The 24,535-nt window shown below is 64.8% G+C and carries 2 protein-coding genes; both read left to right on the top strand.

The genetic code is table 11. The features are described from left to right. Positions 1-226 precede the first annotated feature (226 nt). Positions 227-13,054: an amino acid adenylation domain-containing protein gene (locus tag ACP7BX_RS25430; protein ID WP_426127936.1), complete on the top strand. Its 12,828-nt coding sequence runs from the start codon at positions 227-229 to the stop codon at positions 13,052-13,054. Then, positions 13,051-24,345: an amino acid adenylation domain-containing protein gene (locus tag ACP7BX_RS25425; protein WP_426127938.1), complete on the top strand. Its 11,295-nt coding sequence runs from the start codon at positions 13,051-13,053 to the stop codon at positions 24,343-24,345. Before ACP7BX_RS25430 ends, ACP7BX_RS25425 begins: the two co-directional genes overlap by 4 nt. Positions 24,346-24,535: the final 190 nt, after the last annotated feature.

Raw genomic sequence — 24,535 nt, 5'->3', positions numbered from 1 at the left:
TTGATCGCCCCCGCGCACTGCATTGAACCAACTCACATCCCCCTTGTCCCCGCTTCCCATGTCACCCCCCGCCTGCCAAATCCCTTAATTTTCCAAGCCTGCCGGAAGCCTCTCCAGGCCCCCGGCTGCGCCCGCTTTTTGGATGCGGGGCGCACAGCACCCGATTCAAGCGGCAGCTGAAAACGGACTTTCTTCTCCACCGTGACTTATCAGGCAGGTTACCCCCATGCAGTTCAGCGAATTATTGGCAGCGATTTCCACCCATGCGATCCGTCTGCAACTGGAAGATGGCGACCTGATCATCCTGGGTGATGACGACGCGCTGGACGATGCGCTGTGGGATCAGTTGATCGCCCACAAGCCCCGGCTGCTCGAACTGGTGGCCGAACATGGCGGCGACTGGCTGAGCCCGGCCTACCGCATCACCCCGGACATGGTGCCCCTGGTCAGCCTCGACCAGGCGGCCATCGACCGGATTGTCGCGGCCATCCCCGGCGGCGCGGCGAATGTGCAGGATATCTACCCACTGGCGCCGCTTCAGGAAGGCATGCTGTACCACCATCTGTCGGCGGAGCAGGGTGATCCGTACGTGTTGCACGCGCAGTTCGAGTTCGACAGCCGTGGGCGTCTGGAGGCGTTTGCCGAAGCGCTGCAATGGGTGATCGATCGTCACGATATCCTGCGCACCTCCATGGTCTGGGAGCGCCTCGACGAGCCGTTGCAAGTGGTGTGGCGCAACGCGAGCCTGTCTTGCGAGGCGGTTGATTTCGATCCGCGTAGTTATCGCATGGACCTGGGCCAGGCGCCGTTGCTGCGCCTGGTGTTTGCCGAAGATTCGCTCACTGGGCGTGTAGCGGCAACCCTGCTGTTCCATCACACCATCCTCGACCACACCGCCCTGGACGTGGTGCGCCATGAAATCCAGCTGTACCTGGCCGGCGAGCACGCCCAGGCCGGTGAGCCGGTGCCGTTTCGCAGCTACATCGCCCAGGTACGCCATGGCGTCAGCGAGCAAGCCCACGAGGCGTTCTTCCGCGAGATGCTGGCGGACATCGATGAGCCGACGCTGCCTTTCGGTTTGCAGGATGTACAGGGTGACGGCCTGGGCATCGACGAGGCACGCATCCCCGTCGACAGCTTACTGAGCCGCCGCCTGCGCGCTCTGGCACGCCCCCTTGGCGTCAGCGTGGCGAGCATGATGCACCTGGCGCTGGCCCGCGTATTGGGCGTGGTCTCCGGGCGCGACGCGGTGGTGTTCGGCACTGTGATGCTCGGCCGCATGGGGGCGGGCGAGGGCGGTGAACGGGCCCTGGGCATGTTCATCAACACCTTGCCCCTGCGTGTGGATGTGGGCGAACAGGGTGTGCGTGCCGGGGTCAAGGCCACCCATGAACGCCTCACGACCTTGCTCAATCACGAACATGCGTCCCTCGCGCTGGCCCAGCGTTGCAGTGGCGTGGCCGCACCTGCGCCGTTGTTCAGCGCCATGCTCAACTACCGCCACAGCGCCGCCACCGACATGGCCGAGGTGATCGACGTCGCTGAGGGCATCCGTGTACTGGGCGCCGAGGAGCGCACCAACTACCCGCTGACGGTCAACGTCGATGACCTGGGGGAGGATTTCGCGCTGACCGTGATGGTCGATGCGTCCATCGGTGCCGAACGGGTTGCCACTTACCTGCACACCGCCCTGGCAAGCCTGGCTGATGCCCTGGAGCAACGACCGGACATGCCGCTCAGCGGCCTGAATATCCTGCCCGACACCGAACGCCACACCCTGCTGCACAGCCTCAATCAAAGCCCCGCACACTACGCCGACACCGCCCTGATCCATCAGCAAGTCGAAACCCACGCCGCCGCCCAGCCCGAAGCCATCGCCTTGCGCTTCGACAACCAGCGCCTCACCTACCGCCAGCTCAACGAGCGCGCCAACCAGGTTGCCCATCGCCTGCTGGCCCAAGGCATCTGCCCGGATGACCGCGTGGCGATCTGCGTGGAGCGCGGTCCGGAGATGATCATTGGCTTGCTTGGCATCCTCAAGGCGGGCGCCGGCTATGTGCCGATCGACCCGGCCTACCCGTTGGAGCGCATTGCCTACACCCTGGCCGACAGCGCGCCTGTGGCGGTGCTGGTACAAGCCAACACGCGTCACTTGGTCGGCGACCTGCCACAGATCGACCTTAATGGCTTGCGCGGTGAGTCCCTCGTCAACCCACGGGTCAGGGTCAGCCCGGCCCATTTGGCCTACGTGATCTACACCTCTGGCTCCACCGGCCAGCCCAAGGGCGTGATGATCGAACACCGCCAGGTGGCTCGCCTGTTCACGGCCACCGAGCATTGGTTCGGCTTCAACGCTAACGATGTGTGGGCGTTGTTCCACTCGTTCGCCTTCGATTTCTCGGTGTGGGAAATCTGGGGCGCGCTGATGCACGGCGGCCAGTTGCTGATCGTGCCGCAACTGGTCAGCCGTTCGCCGGATGATTGCTATTCGCTGCTGTGCGAAGCGGGCGTGAGCATCCTCAACCAGACGCCGAGCGCCTTCCGCCAGCTGATTGCGGCACAGAGCCAGAACCCGCAATCCCACTCCTTGCGCCAGGTGATCTTCGGCGGCGAGGCGCTGGAGCCGGGCATGCTCAAGCCGTGGTACGCCCGGGCGATCAATGCTGGGACGCAACTGGTAAACATGTACGGCATCACCGAAACCACCGTGCACGTGACCTATCGCGCCCTCGAAGCGGCGGATGTGCAATTGGTTGGCGTCAGCCCGATTGGCGTGCGCATTCCCGACTTGCAGCTGTACGTGCTGGATGCGCGTCGCGAGCCGCTGCCGTTGGGGGTGGTCGGTGAGTTGTACGTCGGCGGCGCCGGGGTGGCGCGCGGTTACCTCAACCGTGAAGCACTGACCGCCGAGCGTTTCCTGGCCGACCCGGCCACCGGCCAGCGGCTCTACAAGACCGGCGACCTCGGCCGCCTGCTGGCCGACGGCAGCGTCGAATACCTGGGACGCAACGATGACCAGGTGAAGATCCGCGGTTTCCGCATCGAACTGGGCGAGATCGAAGCGCGCCTGGCCACGGCCCCTGATGTGCGTGACGCGGTGGTCATCGCCCGTGAGGACGAATCGGGCGACAAGCGCCTGGTGGCCTACGTGATTGCCGAGGGCGAACTACAGGCAGCCGATCTGCGCGACCATCTGCTGCAGAGCCTGGCCGAGCACATGGTGCCCAGCGCCTTTGTGCAGCTGAATAAATTCCCGCTGACCACCAACGGCAAGCTCGACCGCAAGGCACTCCCCGCGCCGGATGCCGACGCCCTGGCCCGTCGCGGCTATACAGCGCCACAAGGCGCGGTGGAAACCGCCATCGCCACGATCTGGCAAGACCTGCTCAAGCTCGATCAGGTCGGCCGTGACGACAACTTCTTCGAACTGGGTGGCCATTCGCTGTTGGCGGTCAAGCTGATCGAGCGCATGCGCCAGGTCGACCTCAGCGCCGATGTGCGCGTGCTGTTCGGCCAACCGACCCTGGCGGCACTGGCCTCAGCCGTGGGTGGGCAACAGGAGGTGCAAGTCCCGGCCAACCTGATTACCCAGGCCAGCCAGCACATCACCCCGGACATGGTGCCGTTGGTGGAACTGGACCAGGCGGCGCTCGACCACATCATCCAGAGCGTACCCGGTGGCCTCAGCAACGTGCAGGATATCTACGGCCTGGCGCCGTTGCAGGCCGGCATTCTCTACCATCACCTGGCGACCACCGAGGGCGATCCCTACGTGTTGCAGGTGCAGTTCAGTTTCAACGATCAGGCAGCGGTGGACGCATTCATCCAGGCACTGCACAGCGTGATCGAACGCAACGATATTCTGCGCACCGCGATTCTCTGGGAAGGCCTCAACGAGCCGGTGCAGGTGGTCTTGCGTCAGGCGACCTTGGCCGTTGAGCGTAGCGACGAGTCCCTGGCCCAACTGCAGCAACGCTTCGACCCGCGTCACTTCCGCCTCGACCTGACCCGCGCGTCACTGATGCGCTTCGCCTACTCAGAAGAGCAAGGCTGTTTTTTCGGCATCTTGCTGTTGCACCATATCCTGCTGGACCACACCGCGTTGCAGGTGCTGGTGGACGAAATGAGCGCCAGCCTGTCTGGCAACAGCGCACAACTGCCGGACGCCGTGCAGTACCGCAACTACGTGGCCCAGGCGCGACTTGGGGTCAGCCAGGCCCAGCACGAAGCCTTCTTCAGCGAAATGCTCGGCGATATCGATGAGCCGACCTTGGCCTTCGGCCTGCAGGACGTGAATGGCGACGGCAGTGGCATCCTTGAAGCTCACCTGCCGCTGGAACCGGCACTCAGCCTGGGCTTGCGCGAACAGGCGCGGCAATTGGGTGTCAGCACCGCTAGCCTGGTGCATTTGGCCTGGGCCCAGGTGCTGGGGCAGGTGTCCGGCCAACAGGACGTGGTGTTCGGCACCGTGTTGCTGGGCCGCATGCAGGGCGGCGAGGGCGCCGACCGCGCGTTGGGCATGTTTATCAATACCTTGCCGCTGCGTGTCAGCCTCGGCACGGTCGGCGTGCAAGCCGGCGTGCGCGCCACCCATGCACGCCTGGCGCAATTGCTCGGGCATGAGCACGCCTCGTTGTCCCTGGCCCAGCGTTGCAGCGGCGTGCCGGGCTCGCTGCCGCTGTTCAGTACCTTGCTCAACTATCGCCACAGCGCACCGGGGGACGCGCCGGGAGACAGCCCGTTCGCCGCCTCCGGTATCCAGATTCTCAGCTCCGAAGAACGCAGCAACTACCCGCTGGTGCTCAACGTCGATGACCTGGGCACGGGCTTCGCGCTCACCGTACAGGGTGTCGCGACCCTCGATGTACAACGCGTGGGTGAGTACATGCTCACCGCGTTGCGCCACCTGGTGACCGCGTTGCAGCAGGCGCCGACCACACCGTTGCAGGCGGTATCGATCCTGCCCGCCGCCGAGCGTCACCAATTGCTGGTGGACTTCAACGCCACCGCCCGTGAATACCCGTCCCAGCTCACCGTGCACCAGCTGTTCGAAGCCCAGGCGCTGGCCCGTCCGGAAGCCGTGGCGGCCGTGCATGGCCAGCTGTCCTTGAGCTACCGCGATCTCAACCGGCATGCCAACCGCCTGGCCCATCACTTGCTCAGCCAGGGCGTGCAACCGGGCGAAAGTGTGGCGATTGCCCTGCCGCGTTCCCTCGACCTGCTGATCTGCCAGCTGGCGATCCTCAAGTGCGGCGCGGTGTATGTGCCGCTGGACGTCAACGCGCCGGTCGAGCGCCAAGCGTTTATCGTGCAGGACAGCGGTGCGCACCGGGTGCTCAACAACCTGGCCGACCTGAACCTGGATGCCCAGTCTCCGCGTAACCCTGAACTGCCGCAGTCTGCCGAAAGCGTCGCCTACATCCTCTACACCTCCGGCTCCACCGGGGCGCCCAAAGGCGTGCAAGTGCCGCACCGCGCGATCTCGCGGCTGGTGCTCAACAACGGTTACGCCGAATTCAACGCGCGCGACCGCGTGGCGTTTGCCTCTAACCCGGCGTTCGATGCCAGCACCCTCGACGTATGGGCGCCGTTGCTCAATGGCGGCTGCGTGGTGGTGGTCGAGCATGGCGTGCTGTTGTCCCAGGCGGCGTTTGCGTCGTTATTGCAGGAGCAATCCGTCAGCGTGTTGTGGATGACCGCCGGGCTGTTCCACCAGTACGCCGACGCGCTGATGCCGGTGTTCCGCCAACTGCGTTACCTGATCGTCGGCGGCGATGTGCTCGACCCGCAGGTAATTGGCCGCGTACTTGAACACGGCAAACCCCAGCACCTGCTCAACGGCTACGGGCCTACCGAAGCCACCACCTTTTCCACCACCTTCGAGATCACCTCGGTGGGCGAGGGCGGCATTCCCATCGGCCGGCCGATAGCGAATGCCCAGGCCTACGTGCTGGACCCGCGTCAGCAACCCGTGCCGTTGGGCGTGGTGGGCGAGCTGTACATCGGCGGCGCGGGCGTGGCCAAGGGGTATCTGAACCAGCCGCAACTGACCGCCGAAAAATTCATCCCGAACCCGTTTGGTGAAGGCCTGCTGTACCGCACCGGTGACCTGGCCTGCTGGCAGGTCGACGGCACCTTGCTCTACCAGGGGCGCAATGACCTGCAGGTGAAGATCCGTGGTTTCCGGATTGAACCGGGCGAGATCGAAACCTGCCTGGCCAGCTTCCCCGGCGTAAAAGACGCCGTAGTGCTGGCCCGTGAAGACGAACCCGGCGACAAGCGCCTGGTGGCCTACTACACCGCCCGTGAGCCGTTGAACATCGAAACACTGCGCGCCCACCTGCAAGGCCAACTGCCGGATTACATGGTGCCGTCGGCCTATGTGTGGCTGGCGCTGTTACCGCTCACCGCCAACGGCAAGCTCGACCGCAAGGGCCTGCCGGTGCCGGACCAGAGTGCGCTGCTCAGCCGTGGCTTCGAAGCGCCGGAAGGCGAAGTGGAAACCCAGCTGGCGCAGATCTGGCAGGACGTGCTCAAGCTCGACCGCGTGGGCCGTCACGATCACTTTTTTGAGTTGGGCGGGCATTCATTGCTGGCGGTCAGCCTGATCGAGCGCATGCGCCAGGTCGGCCTGAGCTGCGACGTGCGTGTGTTGTTCAGCCAGCCAAGCCTGGCGGCGCTGGCCGCCGCCGTGGGCAGCGGTCGGGAAGTCGTGGTGCCGGCCAATGGCATTCCAGCGGGTTGCACACAGATCACGCCGTCCATGCTCACGCTGGTACAGCTCGACCCGGCGGCCATCGCGCGAATCGTCGCGAACGTGCCGGGCGGTGCGGCGAACGTGCAGGATATCTACCCGCTGGCGCCGCTGCAGGAAGGCATTCTTTACCACCACATCAGTGCCGAGCAGGGTGATCCGTACCTGCTGCAATCGCGCATGGCATTCGACAGCATCGAGCGCCTGCACGCGTTCATGGGCGCATTGCAAAAGGTGGTGGCCCGCCATGACATCTTGCGTACCGGCGTGGTCTGGGAAGGCCTGGACAGCCCGGTGCAAGTGGTGTGGCGTGAGGCGCAACTGGTTGTCCAAGAGGTTGCCTTGGACCCGGCGGACGGCGACGTCATCGAACAATTGCATGCGCGCTTCGATGCCCGCCATTACCGCCTGGACATCACCCAGGCGCCGCTGCTGCGCATGGTTTACGCCCAGGATCCGCAACACAACCGCGTCGCGGCAATCCTGCTGTTCCACCACCTGGCGCTGGACCACACCGCCATGGAAGTGGTGGGCCAGGAGATGCGCACGTTCCTGTTCAACCCGGCGCAGGACTTCCCCGAGGCGGCACCGTTCCGCAACTACGTGGCCCAGGCGCGCCTGGGTGTCAGCGTGGAGGAACACGAAGCCTTCTTCCGCGACATGCTCTCTGACGTGGATGAGCCGACCTTGCCGTTCGGTGTGCAAGACGTGCAGGGTGATGGGCGTGAGATCGAAGAAGCCGAATGGCCGATGGATGCCGTGCTGGCCCAGCGCGTGCGCGAACAGGCGCGGCAGTTGGGCGTCAGCGCGGCAAGCCTGATGCACCTGGCCTGGGCGCAGGTACTGGGCCTGGTGTCCGGGCGTGACGACGTGGTGTTCGGCACCGTATTGATGGGCCGCATGCAGGCTGGTGACGGTGCGGACCGTGCGCTGGGCATGTTCATCAACACCTTGCCGCTGCGGGTCAATGTAGCAGCGCCGGCGGCGGTCGCGGTCAAGGCGACCCATGGGCGCTTGAGCGCCTTGCTTGGCCACGAACATGCGTCCCTGGCGCTGGCCCAGCGTTGCAGCGGCGTGGCGAATGCCTCGCCGCTGTTCAGTGCCTTGCTCAACTACCGCCACAGCACGCCTGGCGAAATGGCCCGCGACGGCCATGGTATCTGGGAGGGGGTGCAATTGCTTGGCGGTGAAGAGCGCAGCAACTACCCGCTGACCTTGAGTGTGGATGACCTGGGTGAGGGCTTCGGCCTGAGCGTCTTGGCGCTGCCGCAGATCGGTGCCCAGCGCATGTGTGCCTATATGCACAACGCCGTCGAGCAGTTGGTCGACACGCTGGAAAACGCACCGAAGACTGTGCTGACCCAGCTACCGATCCTACCGACAGCGGAGCGCGAAACCCTGCTGCGCGAGTTCAATGCCACCGCCAGCGATTTCCCCAAGGGCCACACGGTGCATGGGGCATTCGAGGTCCAGGCCGAGCGCCAACCTCACGCCATCGCCATGGTGCAAGATGGCGAATCGCTGACCTACCAGCAGCTCAATATTCGCGCCAACCAGTTGGCCCATTATCTGTTGCAACAGGGCGTGCAGCCTGACGATCGCGTCGCCCTGTGCTGCCGTCGCGGCCCGCAGATGCTGGTGGGTTTGCTGGGCATCCTCAAGGCCGGTGCCGGCTACGTGCCTGTCGACCCGGCGTATCCCGCCGAGCGCATCGCTTACTTGCTGCAAGACAGCGCCCCCGTGGCGGTGTTGGCCGAAGCCAGTACCCGCGACCTGTTGGGTGCGGTTGCCAGCCTCGACCTGCACGATCCGCGCTTGCAGCAGCAGGCCGTCAGCAACCCGCAACTGAGTGCATTGACCCCGACGCATTTGGCTTACGTCATCTACACCTCCGGCTCCACCGGCCAGCCCAAGGGCGTGATGGTGGAGCACCGCACCGTGGAAAACCTGGTGCACTGGCACTGCGAGGCCTTTGGCCTGGCTGCGACGGGCCACACCAGCAGCGTCGCCGGTTTCGGTTTTGATGCGATGGCCTGGGAGGTCTGGCCGGCGCTGTGCGTGGGTGCCACGTTGCATCTGCCACCGGCCGATGTGGGCAATGAAAACATCGATGCGCTGCTCGCCTGGTGGCTGGCGCAACCGCTGGACGTCAGCTTCCTGCCAACGCCTGTGGCCGAATACGCCTTCAGCCAGCACCTGCAACACCCCACGCTGCGCATTCTACTGATTGGCGGTGATCGCCTGCGCCAGTTCACCCAGGAACGCCGCTTTGCAGTGATCAACAACTACGGCCCCACCGAAGCCACGGTAGTTGCCACCTCCGGCCGCGTGCGCGCCGGGCAGGTGCTGCATATCGGCCGGCCCATCGCCAATGCCAGCGTCTACCTGCTGGACGCGCATTTGCGGCCGGTGCCGGTGGGTGTGGCGGGCGAGTTGTATGTGGGCGGCAGCGGCGTAGCGCGGGGTTACCTGAACCGTCCGGACCTGAGCGCCGAACGCTTCCTGCACGACCCGTTCAACGAAGGCCGCATGTACCGCACCGGTGACCTGGCGCGCTGGTTGCCCGATGGCAATATCGAGTACCTGGGGCGTAATGACGACCAGGTGAAAGTGCGTGGCGTGCGGGTTGAACTGGGTGAAATCGAAAGCCGCCTGGCCGCACTGGACGGCGTCGGCGAAGCGGTGGTGCTGGTGCGCGAAGGGCGCTTGATTGCCTGGTTCACCGAGCAACAACCGGTGGATATCGACACCCTGCGCGCGCAACTGCAAGCCCAGTTGCCGGATGCCCTGGTGCCGGTCGCCTATGTAAAGCTGCAGACCTTGCCCCTGACCGCCAACGGCAAGCTGGACCGCAAGGCGTTGCCGGAACCGGATCAGGCGGCGTTGCTGACGCGCGAGTACGCAGCACCTCAAGGCGAGGTTGAGAGCACCCTGGCGCGTATTTGGGCGGAGGTGCTGCAAGTGGAGCAGGTCGGGCGCCATGACCATTTCTTCGAGCTGGGCGGCCATTCGTTGCTGGCCGTCAGCCTGATCGAGCGCATGCGCCAGGTCGGCCTGAGTGCCGATGTGCGCGTGCTGTTCAGCCAGCCGACCCTGGCGGCGCTGGCGGCTGCCGTGGGCAGTGGACGTGATGTGTCGGTGCCGGACAATCGCATTCCGGCGGGTTGCCAACGCATCACCCCGGATCTGTTGTCCCTGGTGCAACTCGACCAATCGACCATCGACCACGTTGTCGCCCAGGTGCCCGGTGGCGCCGCCAATGTGCAGGACATCTACCCGCTGGCGCCGTTGCAGGAGGGCATTCTGTATCACCACATCAGCGCGGGTCAGGGCGACCCTTACCTGCTGCAATCGCATCTGGCGTTCGACAGCCTCGACCGCTTGAATGCCTTCGCCCAGGCGCTGCAACAGGTGATCGACCGTCACGACATCCTGCGCACCGCCGTGGTCTGGGAAGGCTTGGCCCAGCCGCTGCAAGTGGTGTGGCGCAAGGCCCGCTTGCAGGTGCAGGCGGACGTGATCGGCCAACTGCATCAGCGCTTCGACCCGCGCCAGTACCGTGTGCCGATGAATCAGGCGCCGCTGATACGCCTGGTGTACGCGCCGGACCCGGCCAATCAGCGCGTGGTCGCGATCCTGTTGTTCCACCACATCGCCCTCGACCACACCGCCCTCGACGGTGTGCGCCATGAGATGCAGGCCAGCCTGCTCGGGCAACCACAACCTGCCGGTGACGCCACGCCGTACCGTAACTATGTGGCCCAGGCGCGGTTGGGTGTCAGTGAAGAGGAACACGAACAGTTCTTCCGTGGGATGCTCGGCGATATCAACGAACCGACCTTGCCATTCGGCCTGCAGGACGTGCGCGGCGACGGCAATGCTATCGAAGAGGTCCAGCTGAACCTGGCCCCAACTCTCAACCAGCGCCTGCGGACCCAGGCGCGCTTGCTCGGCGTAAGTGCCGCCAGCCTGTTCCACCTGGCCTGGGCGCGAGTCCTCGCCAGCACCTCCGGCCAGGAAAACGTAGTGTTCGGCACCGTGTTGCTGGGGCGCATGCAAGGCGGCAAAGGCAGCGACCGGGCGCTGGGCATGTTCATCAACACCTTGCCGCTGCGCGTGGACATCGATGGCAGCGGCGTGCGCGTGGCGGTCAAGCAGACCCATGCGCGGTTGACTGCATTGCTCGGGCATGAACACGCGTCCCTTGCCCTGGCCCAGCGGTGCAGCGGTGTCGCCGCGCCGCAGCCGTTGTTCAGCGCCATGCTCAACTATCGCCACAGCGACAGCCAGCAGGCGCCAGTGTCCCAGGCCTGGGAAGGCATCCAGACCCTGGCCAGCGAGGAGCGCACCAATTACCCGTTGACGCTGAACGTGGACGACCAGGGCGACGGCTTCCGCCTCACTGCCATGACCGCGAAGTCGATTGGCGCGCAACGCCTCTGCGGTTACCTGCAAGTGACCTTGCAAGGGCTGGTCGACGCGTTGGAGCAGGCGCCGCAGTTGGCGGTCAATCGCTTGCCGGTGCTGGAGGCCCAGGAACGTCAGCAATTGCTGTCGGGCTTCAATGCCACTGAGGTCGCCTATGACCTCGACCAGACCTTGCACGGCCTATTTGAAGCGCAAGTGACGCGCACGCCGGACGCCATCGCCGTCAAGGCGGGTGCGCTGGCATTGACCTATGCCGAATTGAATGCACAAGCCAACCAGCTGGCGCATCACCTGATCGAAATGGGCGTTCAAGCCGATTCGCGGGTGGCGATTTGCGTGGAGCGGGGCCTGGACATGGTGGTCGGCCTGTACGCGATCCTCAAGGCCGGTGCCGCCTATGTGCCGCTGGACCCGGCGTATCCGCTGGAACGTATCGCCTACATGCTGGAAGACAGCGCGCCTGTCGCGGTGCTGGCCCAAGGCAGTACGCGTGGGTTGCTGGGCAACGCGCCGCTGATCGATCTGGACCGGCCGACCTGGCAACACCAATCCATTGACAACCCACAGGTGCAGGCCCTCAGCGCCTACGTGATCTACACCTCCGGTTCCACCGGCCAGCCCAAGGGCGTGATCAACGACCACCCCGGCGTGGTCAACCGCCTGTTGTGGATGCAGGACGCATACGGCCTCAAGGTCCACGACCGGGTGTTGCAGAAAACCCCGTTCAGCTTCGACGTGTCGGTGTGGGAGTTCTTCTGGCCGCTGTTCACTGGCGCCTGCCTGGTGATGGCGCGTCCGGGTGGGCATAAAGACCCGGCCTATCTGTGCGAGGTGATCGCGAACGAACAGATCACCACATTGCACTTTGTGCCGTCGATGCTCGATGTGTTCCTGGCCCATGGCGATGTCAGCCAGGCGGCGGGTCTGCAACGGGTGATGTGCAGCGGCGAAGCCCTGCCGGGTAGCCTGGTGCGGCGCTTCAAGCAGCAACTGCCGGGTATCGGCCTGTACAACCTGTACGGCCCGACCGAAGCGGCGGTGGACGTGACCGCCTGGAACTGCGCGCGCCCGGACGTGCCGGACAACACGCCGATTGGCAAACCCATCGCCAACACCCGCATGTACGTGCTGGATGGGCAAATGCAGCCGGTGCCCCTGGGCGTGGTGGGCGAGTTGTTCATCGGCGGCGTGCAGGTGGCGCGGGGCTACCTCAATCGTCCCGAACTGACTGCCGAACGTTTCCTCAAGGACCCGTTCACCAACGGCCGCCTGTACCGCACCGGCGACCTGGGGCGCTACTTGCCTGACGGCACAATCGAGTACCTGGGCCGCAACGACGACCAGGTGAAGATCCGTGGCCTGCGCATCGAGCTGGGCGAGATCCAGGCCCGTTTGCTGGAACATCCGCAGGTCAACGAGGCCGCCGTGCTGGCCCGCGAAGACCGGCTCGTCGCCTACTACACCGGCGTTCGGGCAACGGACCTGCGCGAACACCTGCTGCACCACCTGCCGGATTTCATGGTGCCCGCGCTGTTCGTGCACCTCGACGCGTTGCCGCTGAGCCCCAATGGCAAGCTCGACCGCAAGGCCTTGCCGGCGTCGGGCAGCGAAGCCTTGACCGTGCGCGAGTACGAAGCCCCGGTGGGCGACACCGAAATCCTCCTGGCGCAACTCTGGGCCGAGCTGCTCAACGTGGAACGGGTAGGGCGCCAGGACAATTTCTTCGAACTGGGCGGGCACTCGCTGCTCGCCGTGAGCTTGATCGGGCGCTTGCGCCAGGAAGGCATGGAAGCCGATGTGCGTGCGTTGTTCGAACAGCCGACCCTGGCTGGCTACGCCGCGATGACTGAACGAATGGAGATCGTCCTGTGAGCATTCTCGAACTGCTGGCGACGCTGAAAACCAAGGATGTGCAACTCGCGCTCAAGGGCGAGCAGTTGTCGGTGCAAGGCAACAAGCAAGCGCTGAGCGACCCGGTGATTCTCGCCGCCTTGCGCGAACACAAGCCGGCGCTGATCGAGCTGATCAAGGCCGGCGAGTATTCGGCCGCCAACGAGGTGCCGGCCAATGGCATCCCGGCCAATGCCGAACGGATCACGCCGGCCATGTTGACCCTTTCCGAGCTGAGCCAGGATGAGATCGACCGCATCGTTGCCACGGTCGACGGCGGCGTGGCGAATATCCAGGACATCTACCCGCTGGCGCCGCTGCAGGAAGGCATCCTGTTTCACCACGTCAGCACCGAGCAGGGCGACCCCTATGTGATGCAGTCGCAATTCGCCTTCGACAGTGTCGAGCGTTTCGAGGCGTTTGCCCTGGCCCTGCAAGGGGTGATCGACCGTCACGACATCCTGCGCACCGGCGTGGTCTGGGACGGATTGCAACAGCCGTCGCAAGTGGTCTGGCGCAGCGCGCAGCTGCCGGTGCAGGCGCTGGAACTCGACCCGGTCGACGGCGACATTGCTGCCCAACTGCACACGCGCTTCGATGCCCGCCATTATCGGCTGGACGTGACCCAGGCGCCGCTGCTGCGCCTGGCCTGGGCGAAGGACCCGGCGCAGGGGCGCATCGTCGCCATGCTGCTGTTCCATCACATGGCCCTGGATCACAGTGCCCTGGAAGTGGTGCGCCATGAAATGCAGGCCTTTCTTCAAGGCCACGCTGGGCAACTGGGCCACGCCGTGCCGTTTCGCAACTACGTGGCGCAGGCGCGGCTGGGTGTCAGCGAGCAACAGCATGAGGCGTTTTTCCAGCAGATGCTTGGCGATGTGGTCGAGCCGACCTTGCCCTTCGGCTTGCAGGATGTACAGGGCGATGGCCGTGACATCAATGAACTGGATTGGCCGCTGTCGGACGCGCTCAACCAGCGCCTGCGCGCCCAGGCTCGATCGCTGGGCGTCAGCGTTGCCAGCCTGTTTCACCTAGGCTGGGCCCAGGTACTGAGCGTGCTGGCCGGCAAATCCCAAGTGGTGTTTGGCACCGTACTGATGGGCCGTATGCAAGGTGGACATGCCACGGACCGCGCCTTGGGGATTTTCATCAATACCTTGCCATTCCGTGTGGACGTGGGCGGCGACGACCTGCGCAGCGCAGTCAAGGCCACTCACACGCGCCTCACCGCGCTGCTGCGCCACGAACACGCACCCCTGGCGCTGGCGCAACGGTGTAGCGGGGTGGTGGCACCGACGCCGTTGTTCAGCGCGTTGCTCAATTATCGCCACAGCGGCACCGGCACCAGCAGCGAAGCCGTGGCCGCGTGGCAGGGCATCGAGACGCTGCGTTCGGATGAACGCACCAACTACCCGCTGACCCTGAGCGTGGATGACCTGGGCGTTGGGTTTATCCTGCGTCTGCTGGCGACCACCCAGGTCGATCCGCAGCGTGTCTGCGCTTACCTGCAAACCGCCCTGGACAACCTGGTGACCGCGCTGGAACAGGCGCCGCACACCGCGCTCAACCAAATCTCGGTGCTGCCGGCCGATGAACAGCGTCTGCTGCTGGAACACTTCAACGCCACGCAAGCGGATTTCCCCCAGGGCACCACGCTGCACGCTCGCGTCGAAGCCCAGGCCGCCCTCACGCCGGACGCGATTGCCGCCGTGCATTCGGGCCGTCAGCTGACCTATGCCGAACTCAACCAGCAAGCCAACCTGCTGGCCCATCATCTGCTGGCGCTGGGGGTCAAGCCGGACGACCGTGTGGCCATTGTCGCCCGACGGGGCCTGGACACCCTGGCCGGCTTGCTGGCGATCCTCAAGGCCGGCGCCTGTTATGTGCCGGTGGACCCGTCGCACCCGGCCGAGCGCCTCACCTACCTGCTGACCGACAGCGCCCCGGTGGCGGTGTTGACCCAGCACGCCTTGTTGGAGCGCTTGCCGGCCCTTGACGTGCCGGTGATCAACCTTGACCGTTTCACCTGGCAGCATCATTCGGCGAGCAACCCCACGGTGGCAGTCACCCCGTCCAACCTCGCCTATGTGATCTACACCTCCGGCTCCACCGGCCTGCCCAAAGGCGTGATGGTGGAGCATCACACCGTGGCCAACCTGGTGGACTGGCACTGCAACGCCTTCGACCTGTGCGCCGGACGTCACACCGCCAGCGTCGCCGGGTTCGGCTTTGATGCGATGGCTTGGGAAGTCTGGCCGGCGCTGTGCGTGGGCGCGACCCTGCACCTGCCACCGGCCCATGACGGCACCGAAGATGTCGACGCGTTGTTGGCCTGGTGGTGCGCGCAGCCGTTGGACGTGTGCTTCCTGCCCACGCCTGTGGCCGAGTACGCCTTCAGCCAGCAGATCGAGCACCCGACGCTGCGCACCTTGCTGATCGGTGGCGATCGCCTGCGCCAATTCAACCGAGCGCAGCGCTTTGAGCTGATCAACAACTACGGGCCGACCGAGGCCACCGTGGTTGCGACGTCGGGCAAGATCGAGGCCGGCCAGCCGCTGCATATCGGCAAGCCCATCGCCAATGCCACGGTCTACCTGCTCGATGAGCAACAGCGTCCCGTCCCATTGGGCGTGGCCGGTGAGTTGTACGTGGGCGGCAAAGGCGTGGCGCGGGGGTATCTGAACCGCCCGGAACTGACCGCCGAACGCTTCCTGCAAGATCCCTTCAACGCTGGGCGCATGTACCGCACCGGCGACCTGGCGCGCTGGCTGCCGGATGGCAATATCGAGTACCTGGGGCGCAACGACGACCAGGTAAAAATTCGCGGCATGCGCATCGAACTGGGCGAAATAGAAACCCAGCTCAACCAAGTGGCAGGCATCCAGGAAGCCGTGGTGCTGGTGCGGGAAGAACGGCTGGTGGCGTATTTCACCGAAAACCGCCAACTCGACCCATTGGCTGTGGGCGATATCCGCGCCCAGCTGGTAGCGCACCTGCCGGACTACATGGTCCCGGTCGCCTACGTGAAGCTGGACGCGCTGCCCCTGACCGCCAACGGCAAGCTCGACCGCAAGGCCTTGCCGGCGCCGGACATGGCCGCCGTGTTTACCCGCGAGTACGCGGCACCCGAAGGCGAAATCGAAAGCGTGCTGGCGCAGATCTGGGCCGATGTGCTGCACGTGGAGCGCGTTGGGCGCCGTGATCACTTCTTCGAACTGGGCGGCCACTCGTTGCTGGCGATGCGCATGGTCTCGCAGGTCCGCCAGCGCCTTGGCGTCGAGTTGCTGCTCGGCGATTTGTTTGCCAATGCCGAACTGGCCGCCGTCGCCGAGGTGCTGGCCCAGTCCGGCCGTAGCACCTTGCCGGATATCCTGCCGGCCAATCGCGATGAACCAGTGCCGCTGTCCTTTGCCCAGCAGCGCCTGTGGTTTCTGGCGCTGATGGAGGGCGCCAACACCGCCTACAACATTCCTATCGGCCTGCGTTTGCGTGGGCAGTTGCATGTCGAGGCGCTGCAACGGGCGCTCGCCCGCATCGTCGCGCGCCACGAAACCCTGCGCAGCCGCTTCGCCCAGCATGGCGATGACGCCCAGGTGCTGATCGTGCCCGCCGAAGACGTGCTGTCCCTGCAAGTGCAGGACCTGCGTCGCCATCCGCAACCCCAGCAGGCGCTGGATGCGTTGATCCACGGCGAGGCCTCGGCGCCGTTCGACCTGGAACGCGGCCCGCTGCTGCGCGGGCGCCTGATGGTCATGGCCGACGATCACCATGTGCTGTTGCTGACCCTGCACCATATCGTCTCCGATGGCTGGTCCATGGGCGTGCTCACCCGCGAACTGATGGCGCTGTACCAGGCGTTCAGCCACGGCCAGCCCGATCCATTGCCGCCGCTGCCGATCCAGTACGGCGACTTCTCCGTATGGCAACGCCTGTGGCTGAGCGGCGAAGTGCTGCATCGCCAGAGCATCTATTGGCAGCAGGCGCTGGCCGGTGCGCCGGCCTTGCTGACCTTGCCCACTGACCGCCCGCGCCCGGCGCAACAGGACTACGCCGGCAGCAGTGTCGAGGTGCGCCTGGACGAACGCCTCACCGCCGGGCTCAAGGCCTTGAGCCAACGCCACGGCACCACCTTGTACATGACCTTGATGAGCGCCTGGGCCTCACTGCTCGCGCGGTTGTCCGGGCAACAGGATGTGGTGATCGGCTCGCCCGTCGCCAATCGCACACGCAGCGAGGTGGAAGGGCTGATCGGCCTGTTCGTCAACACCTTGGCCGTGCGCATCGACACCTCCGGCGAGCTGAGCACCGAGGCGCTGCTGGCGCGGGTCAAGGCGCTGGCGTTGGAAGCCCAGGCCCATCAGGATCTGCCGTTCGAGCAGGTGGTGGAAATCACCCGACCGCCGCGCAGCCTGGCCCACAGCCCACTGTTCCAGACGCTGTTGACCTGGCAGGACAGCAGCGCGCCGACCCTGGCCTTGGGCGACCTGGCCCTGGAAGGCATCGTCGAGAACAGCCATTTTGCCAAGTTCGACCTGTCCCTGGACTTGAGCGAAGTGCAGGGCTCGATCATCGGCGCGCTGGAGTACGCGGTGGCGCTGTTCGATGAGTCGACGGTGCAGCGTTATGTCGGCTATTTCACCCGCGTGTTGCAGGCCATGGTCGATAACGACCAGGCGGTGCTGGAGCAGGTAGCGCTGGTGGATGAGCGCGAGCGTCAGCATTTGCTGTTCGACTTCAATGCCACCGAGGTGGCCTACGACCTCGACCAGACCGTGCACGGTATGTTCGAAGCGCAGGTGGCGCGGACACCGGATGCCATCGCCGTCAAGGCGGATGACCTTGTATTGACCTATGCCGAGCTGAATGCACGGGCCAACCAGTTGGCGCATCACCTGATGGAAATCGGCGTTCAGCCGGATTCACGGGTTGCGATCTGTGTGGAACGTGGCCTCGAGATGGTCATCGGCCTGTACGCGATTCTCAAGGCCGGCGCGGCCTATGTGCCGCTGGACCCGGCGTATCCGCTGGAGCGTATCGCCTACATGTTGGAGGACAGCGCGCCGGTCGCGGTGCTGGCCCAGGGCGCGACACGCGGGTTGCTGGGGGATGTGCCGGTGGTCGATCTGGATCGGTCGACCTGGCAGCACCAACGTCAAGACAACCCCGGTGTAGAAGGCGTCAGCGCTTATGTGATCTACACCTCCGGCTCCACCGGCCAACCCAAGGGCGTGATCAACGACCATCCCGGCGTGGTCAACCGCCTGTTGTGGATGCAGGACGCCTATGGCCTGCAAGCCCATGACCGGGTGTTGCAGAAAACCCCGTTCAGTTTCGACGTATCGGTGTGGGAGTTCTTCTGGCCGCTGTTCACTGGCGCTTGCCTGGTGATGGCGCGTCCTGGCGGGCATAAAGACCCGGCCTATCTGTGCGAGGTGATCGCCGCTGAGCAGATCACCACGCTGCACTTCGTGCCGTCGATGCTGGATGTGTTCCTGGCCCATGGCGACGTGAGCCAAGCGGCCGGTCTGGTGCGGGTGATGTGCAGCGGCGAAGCCTTGCCGGGCAGCCTGGTGCGGCGCTTCAAGCAGCAGTTGCCGGGCAGCGAATTGCACAACCTGTATGGCCCGACCGAAGCCGCCGTCGACGTGACCGCGTGGAATTGCGCCGGGCCGGTAACGCCGGACAACACGCCGATTGGCAAACCCATCGCCAACACTCGCATGTATGTGCTGGATGCACAGATGCAGCCGGTGCCCTTGGGCGTGGTGGGCGAGTTGTTCATTGGCGGTGTGCAAGTGGCGCGGGGTTACCTGAACCGGCCGGAATTGACCGCCGAGCGTTTCCTCAAGGACCCGTTCACCGACGGTCGCCTGTACCGCACCGGCGACGTGGGCCGCTACTTGGCAGACGGCACGATTGAGTACCTGGGACGCAATGACGACCAGGTGAAAATCCGTGGCCTGCGCATTGAATTGGGGGAAATCCAGTCACGCCTCACCGACTATCCGCCGGTCAACGAAGCCGCCGTGATCGCCCGCGACAATCGTTTGATCGCTTACTACACCGGGGCTTTCAGCGAGATCGACGGGTTGCGCGCGCACCTGTTGCAGCACCTGCCGGAGTTCATGGTGCCGGCGATCTTTGTGCACCTCGACAGCTTGCCCCTGAGCCCCAATGGCAAGCTTGACCGCAAGGCGTTGCCTGCGCCGGGCCTGGAGTCGGTGGTGGTACGCGAATACGAAGCGCCCCAGGGCGACACGGAAATCGCCTTGGCCAGCCTGTGGGCCGAGTTGCTCAACGTGGAGCGCGTGGGTCGTCACGACAACTTCTTCGAACTGGGCGGGCACTCGTTGCTCGCGGTGAGCCTGATGGGGCGCATGCGCCGCCTCGGGTTGTCGGCGGACGTGAAGGTGTTGTTCGGTCAGCCGACCTTGTCAGCCTTGGCGGCGACCTTGGGTGGGGGGCGGGAAGTGGTGGTGCCGGCCAATCGCATCGCGCCTGATTGCACCGCGATCACCCCGGATATGTTGCCGTTGGTTCAACTGGATCAGCCATCCATCGAGCGTATCGTCGCCTGCATTCCGGGCGGCGCAGCCAATGTGCAGGACATCTACCCGCTGGCGCCGTTGCAGGCCGGCATGCTGTATCAGCATCGCGCGGTGCAGGGCGCTGATGACTATGTGTTGCGCGCGCAGTTTGCATTCGACAGCCCACAGCGCCTGGAGGCGTTTGCCCTGGCCTTGCAGGCGGTGATCCTGCGCCATGACATCCTGCGTTCATCGTTCCATTGGGACGGCCTGGAAGAACCGGTGCAGGTGGTGTGGCGCGAGGCGTCGCTGCGCGTCGAACACGGCGCGGTGCCGGAACGGCTTGATCTGGCGCAAGCGCCGTTGATGCGCCTGGTGGTCAACGCGGACAGTGCCACGTTGCTGTTCCACCACCTGGTGATGGACCACATCGCCCTGGAGATCCTGCAACAGGAGATGCAGGCGTTCCTCATGGGCACTCAACACACCTTGGGCGCGGCGGTGCCGTACCGCAACTATGTGGCCCAGACCCGCGTAGGCGCGGAGGATCATGAAGCGTTCTTCCGCGACATGCTCGGTGATATCGATGAACCGACCCAGGTCGAACGCTTGGGCCGCAACGAGCCGATTCAACGCCCACTGGATGCGGAATTGAGCCAACGCCTGCGCACCCAAGCGCGGCAATCCGGCGTCAGCGCCGCCAGCCTGATGCACCTGGCTTGGGCCCAGGTGCTGGGCAAGGTTTCGGGCCGCGACAACGTGGTGTTTGGCAGCGTGATGCTTGGCCGCTTGCAAGGCGGTGAAGGCGCCGAGCGGGCCATGGGCGTGTTTATCAATACCTTGCCGCTGCGGGTCGACCTGGGTGAACACTCGGTGCGCGACGCGCTGCGGGCCACCCATGCACGTCTCAGCCAATTGCTCAGCCATGAACAGGCGCCGCTGGCCTTGGCCCAGCGTTGCAGCGGGGTGCCGGCGACGACGCCGCTCTTCGACACGCTGTTCAACTATCGCCACAGTGCGCCGCAGGCTGCCAGCGAAGCATGGCAGGGCATTCGGCTGCTCAAGGCTGAAGAACACAGTAACTACGGCCTGTCAGTGAGCGTGGATGACCTGGGCGAAGGGTTCTCGCTGAAAGTCGTGGGGCAGGGCGCACGCCGGCTGTGCGGCTACTTGCAGGTGGCCATGGAACAGGTGGTGCAGGCGCTGGAACAAGGCAGCGCGATGGGTATCAGCCACTTGCCGATCCTGCCTGACGTCGAACGCCAGCACCTGCTCGAGTTCAACGCCACCACGCGACCATTCCCGCGTGAACACACCGTGCAACGCCTGTTCGAAGCCCAGGCCCAGGCGCGTCCTGGCGCATTGGCGGCGCTGCATGGCGGGCAGTCACTGAGTTATGGCGAGCTGAATATCCGTGCCAATCGCCTGGCCCATCACCTGCTGGGCCTTGGGCTGCGTCCCGGCGATAACGTGGCGATCCTGCTGCCGCGCGGCCTGGACCTGCTGATCAGCCAACTGGCCGTGCTCAAATGCGCCGCCGCCTATGTGCCGCTGGACATCAACGCACCCGTCGAACGCCAGGGCTTCATGGTGCAGGACAGCGGCGCCGTCTGGTTGTTGACCCGCAGCGATATGGCCGTCGACTACGGTGTACAGCGGTTGGACCTGGACACCTTGGTCCTCGACCCACAACCCAGCCACAACCCGGACCTGTCGCAGTCCTCGGACAGCGTGGCGTACATCATGTACACCTCCGGATCCACCGGCACGCCCAAGGGTGTGTTGGTGCCCCATCGCGGCATCACGCGGTTGGTGATCAACAATGGCTACGCCGACTTCAATGCCAGCGACCGCGTGGCCTTCGCCTCCAACCCGGCATTCGACGCCAGCACCATGGACGTGTGGGGCCCGCTGCTCAACGGCGGCCAGGTGCAGGTGATCGACCACGCCACCTTGCTGGATCCTGCAGCCTTCGGCGTGGCTTTGGCGGACGCAACGGTGCTGTTCGTCACCACGGCCTTGTTCAACCAGTATGTGCAGCTGATTCCCCAGGCCCTGGCGGGCTTGCGCATCCTGCTGTGCGGCGGCGAGCGTGCCGACCCGGCCGCCTTCCGCCGCCTGCTGGCCCAGGCGCCCGCGTTGCGCCTGGTGCATTGCTATGGGCCGACCGAAACCACCACTTACGCCACTACCTATGAGGTGCGCGCGCTGGCTGAGGACGCCGACAGCGTGCCGATTGGTCGGCCGATTTCCAACACGCAGATTCATGTGCTGGATGCGCACCTGCAGCCGGTGCCCGTGGGCGTGACCGGAGAAATCTGCATAGGCGGGGATGGCGTGGCCTTGGGGTATCTGAATCGACCTGATCTGACCGCTGAAAAGTTTGTGCGAGACCCTTTGATTGACGGGGCCTTGATGTACCGCACCGGCGACCTCGGCCGTTGGACGGCGGATGGCCTGCTGGACTGCATCGGGCGCAATGACGACCAGGTAAAGATCCGTGGTTTCCGCATCGAATTGGGCGAGATCGAAGCGCGCTTGGCGACCTTCGCCGGTATCCAGGACGTGGTGGTGCTGGCTCGCGAAGACGCACCGGGCGACAAGCGCCTGGCGGCCTATTTCACCTGGGCTGATCAGCCTGTCGACATCGACAACGTGCGCGCCTATCTGCAAAGCCAATTGCCGGAGTACATGGTGCCGTCGGCCTTTGTACCGCTGGATCACCTGCCGTTGACCGCCAACGGCAAGGTCGACCGCAAGGCCTTGCCGGTGCCGGCCCTGGACACGTTCAACCGCCGTGAGTTTGAAGCACCGGCCGATGGACTGGAACACACCCTGGCCCAGCTATGGACCGAGGTGCTGAAGCTGGAGCAGGTTGGTCGCCATGACAGTTTCTTCGAGTTGGGCGGGCATTCATTGCTGGCGATCCGGCTGGTCAACCTGATGGAAGAAGCGGGGTTGCAGGTGTCCCTGGCTGAGCTGTTCCAGCATGCCAGTGTGGCCTCCGTCGCCGCGATGCTGCGCCAGCGTACGGATGAGCCGGTGCGTGACACGTCGGTGATCAAGGTGCGTAGCGGTGGTTCGCAAGCGCCGTTGTTCCTGGTCCACGAATTCAGCGGTATGGACGTGTATTTCCCGGCGCTGGGCCAGCATTTGCCGGGTGACTATCCGATCTATGGCTTGCCGGGTGTGGCGCTGGGCGAACCGAATCTGAACACGATGGAAGGTCTGGCTGCGCGGATGGTCGGGTTGATCCGAGGCATTCAGCCCCATGGGCCTTACCGGGTTGCCGGGTGGTCATTCGGCGGGGTGCTGGCCTATGAAGTGGCGATGCAATTGCTGGGGCTGGATGAGCCGGTTGAGTTTCTCGGTTTGATCGACAGCTATGTACCGCGCATGACTGACCAAGGCAAGGCGCGCTGGAGCGGGCCGGACGCGCTCAAGCTGCATTTGCTGTTGCAGTGCACGGCGCATTGGAAAGCACAGGGAGGTGTGGATGAGCTGGCGAGCCTTGGGCAGTTGGAGGCGCAGGTTGGACAGTTGGACTTTGCAGGCGTGCTGCAACGTTGTCGCGATGAAGGTGTGCTGCACGCGCAAATGGCAGCGGCGACGGATGCGGACCTCTTGAACTATATCGAGCGGGAAGTGGGTCACGGGCATGCGTTGGCGCATTACAGCCTGTTTCCGTTGCCGATCGCGGTGCATCTGTTCAGTGCGAGTGAGCGGCCGACCGAGTTGTCGCGGCGCAGTGAAACACTGGGGTGGAATGAGGTGTTGGCGCCGGGGCAATTGCGCCAGGTGGCGGTGCCGGGGGATCACCAGAGCATGATGCAGGCACCGCATATCCAGGCGCTGGGCCAGTCGATGGCTGAGGCCTTGGTGACGTGCACGCCGCAGGTTCAGGCACCGCATCAGCCCTTGCTGCGGATTCAGAGTGGCCGGGCAGGGTATGCGCCGGTGTTCTGTGTGCCGGGGGCGGGGGATAGCGTCACCGGGTTTATTGGTTTGAGTGAGGCGTTGGGACGCGATTGGCCGTTGTTTGGCTTGCAGCCGCGTGGGTTGGACGGTGAGGCGGTGCCCCATAGTCAGGTGGAAGCGGCGGCGACTTGTTATTTGAAGGCGTTGGAGCAGGAGTGTCCGCAGGGGGCGGTGCATCTTGTCGGGCATTCGTTTGGGGGGTGGGTTGCGCTGGAGATGGCGTTGCGGTTGCAGGCGGCGGGGCGGGAGGTGGCTTCGTTGACGGTGATTGACAGTGAGTCTCCGGAGCGCGCCGTTAGGCCTTATACGACGACGGCGGCGTTGATGCGGTTGATTGAGGCGATGCAGTTGTCGGCGGGGAAATCGCTGGGGATTGATCTGGGGGATTTTGCCGGGCGTGATGAGGTGGTTCAGCGGCGGCAGTTACATGCAGGGATGGTCGGCGTTGGTCTGTTGCCGGGGCGGTCGGCTGTGGATGCGATGGATGGGCCGGCGCGGACTTATGCGGCGGCGTTGCGCACGCGGTATCGGCCGGGTGCGCGATTTAACGGTGTGGTGCGGTTGGTGTTGGCTGAGGACCCGGCGTTGGATGCGGCGGGGAATCAGCGGGAGCAGGGGTTGATGGTTGAGGGGTGGCGGCGGCAGGGGAGTGGGTTGCAGGTTTGGTATGGTGGGGGGAATCACTTTACGTTGCTCAAGGCGCCCAATGTTTTGGGGTTGGCGCGGTGGTGGTTGGACGGTGTGGTGGTTGGGGAGGTTGTTTCGTGAGGGGGGTGTCGGTGTACATATCCGTTGCTGCGGTCACGGCGACTTATGGTTCCGCTCTTACAGCGGCTCACTTTTGGAAAGGCCCAAAAGTAAGCAAAAGGCCTTCGCCCCACCACTCGGCACCTCGCCTAGGCTCGGTGTGCCCTCACTCCGGCTTTGGAGCGTGGGCCGCCGCGATGGGCCATCCTTG

Source organism: Pseudomonas sp. DWP3-1-3b3 (genome assembly GCF_049896305.1).
Lineage (GTDB): Bacteria > Pseudomonadota > Gammaproteobacteria > Pseudomonadales > Pseudomonadaceae > Aquipseudomonas > Aquipseudomonas azotoformans_A.
Note: the sequence above shows the minus strand (reverse complement) of the source record. Positions and strands in the feature narration are given on the sequence as shown.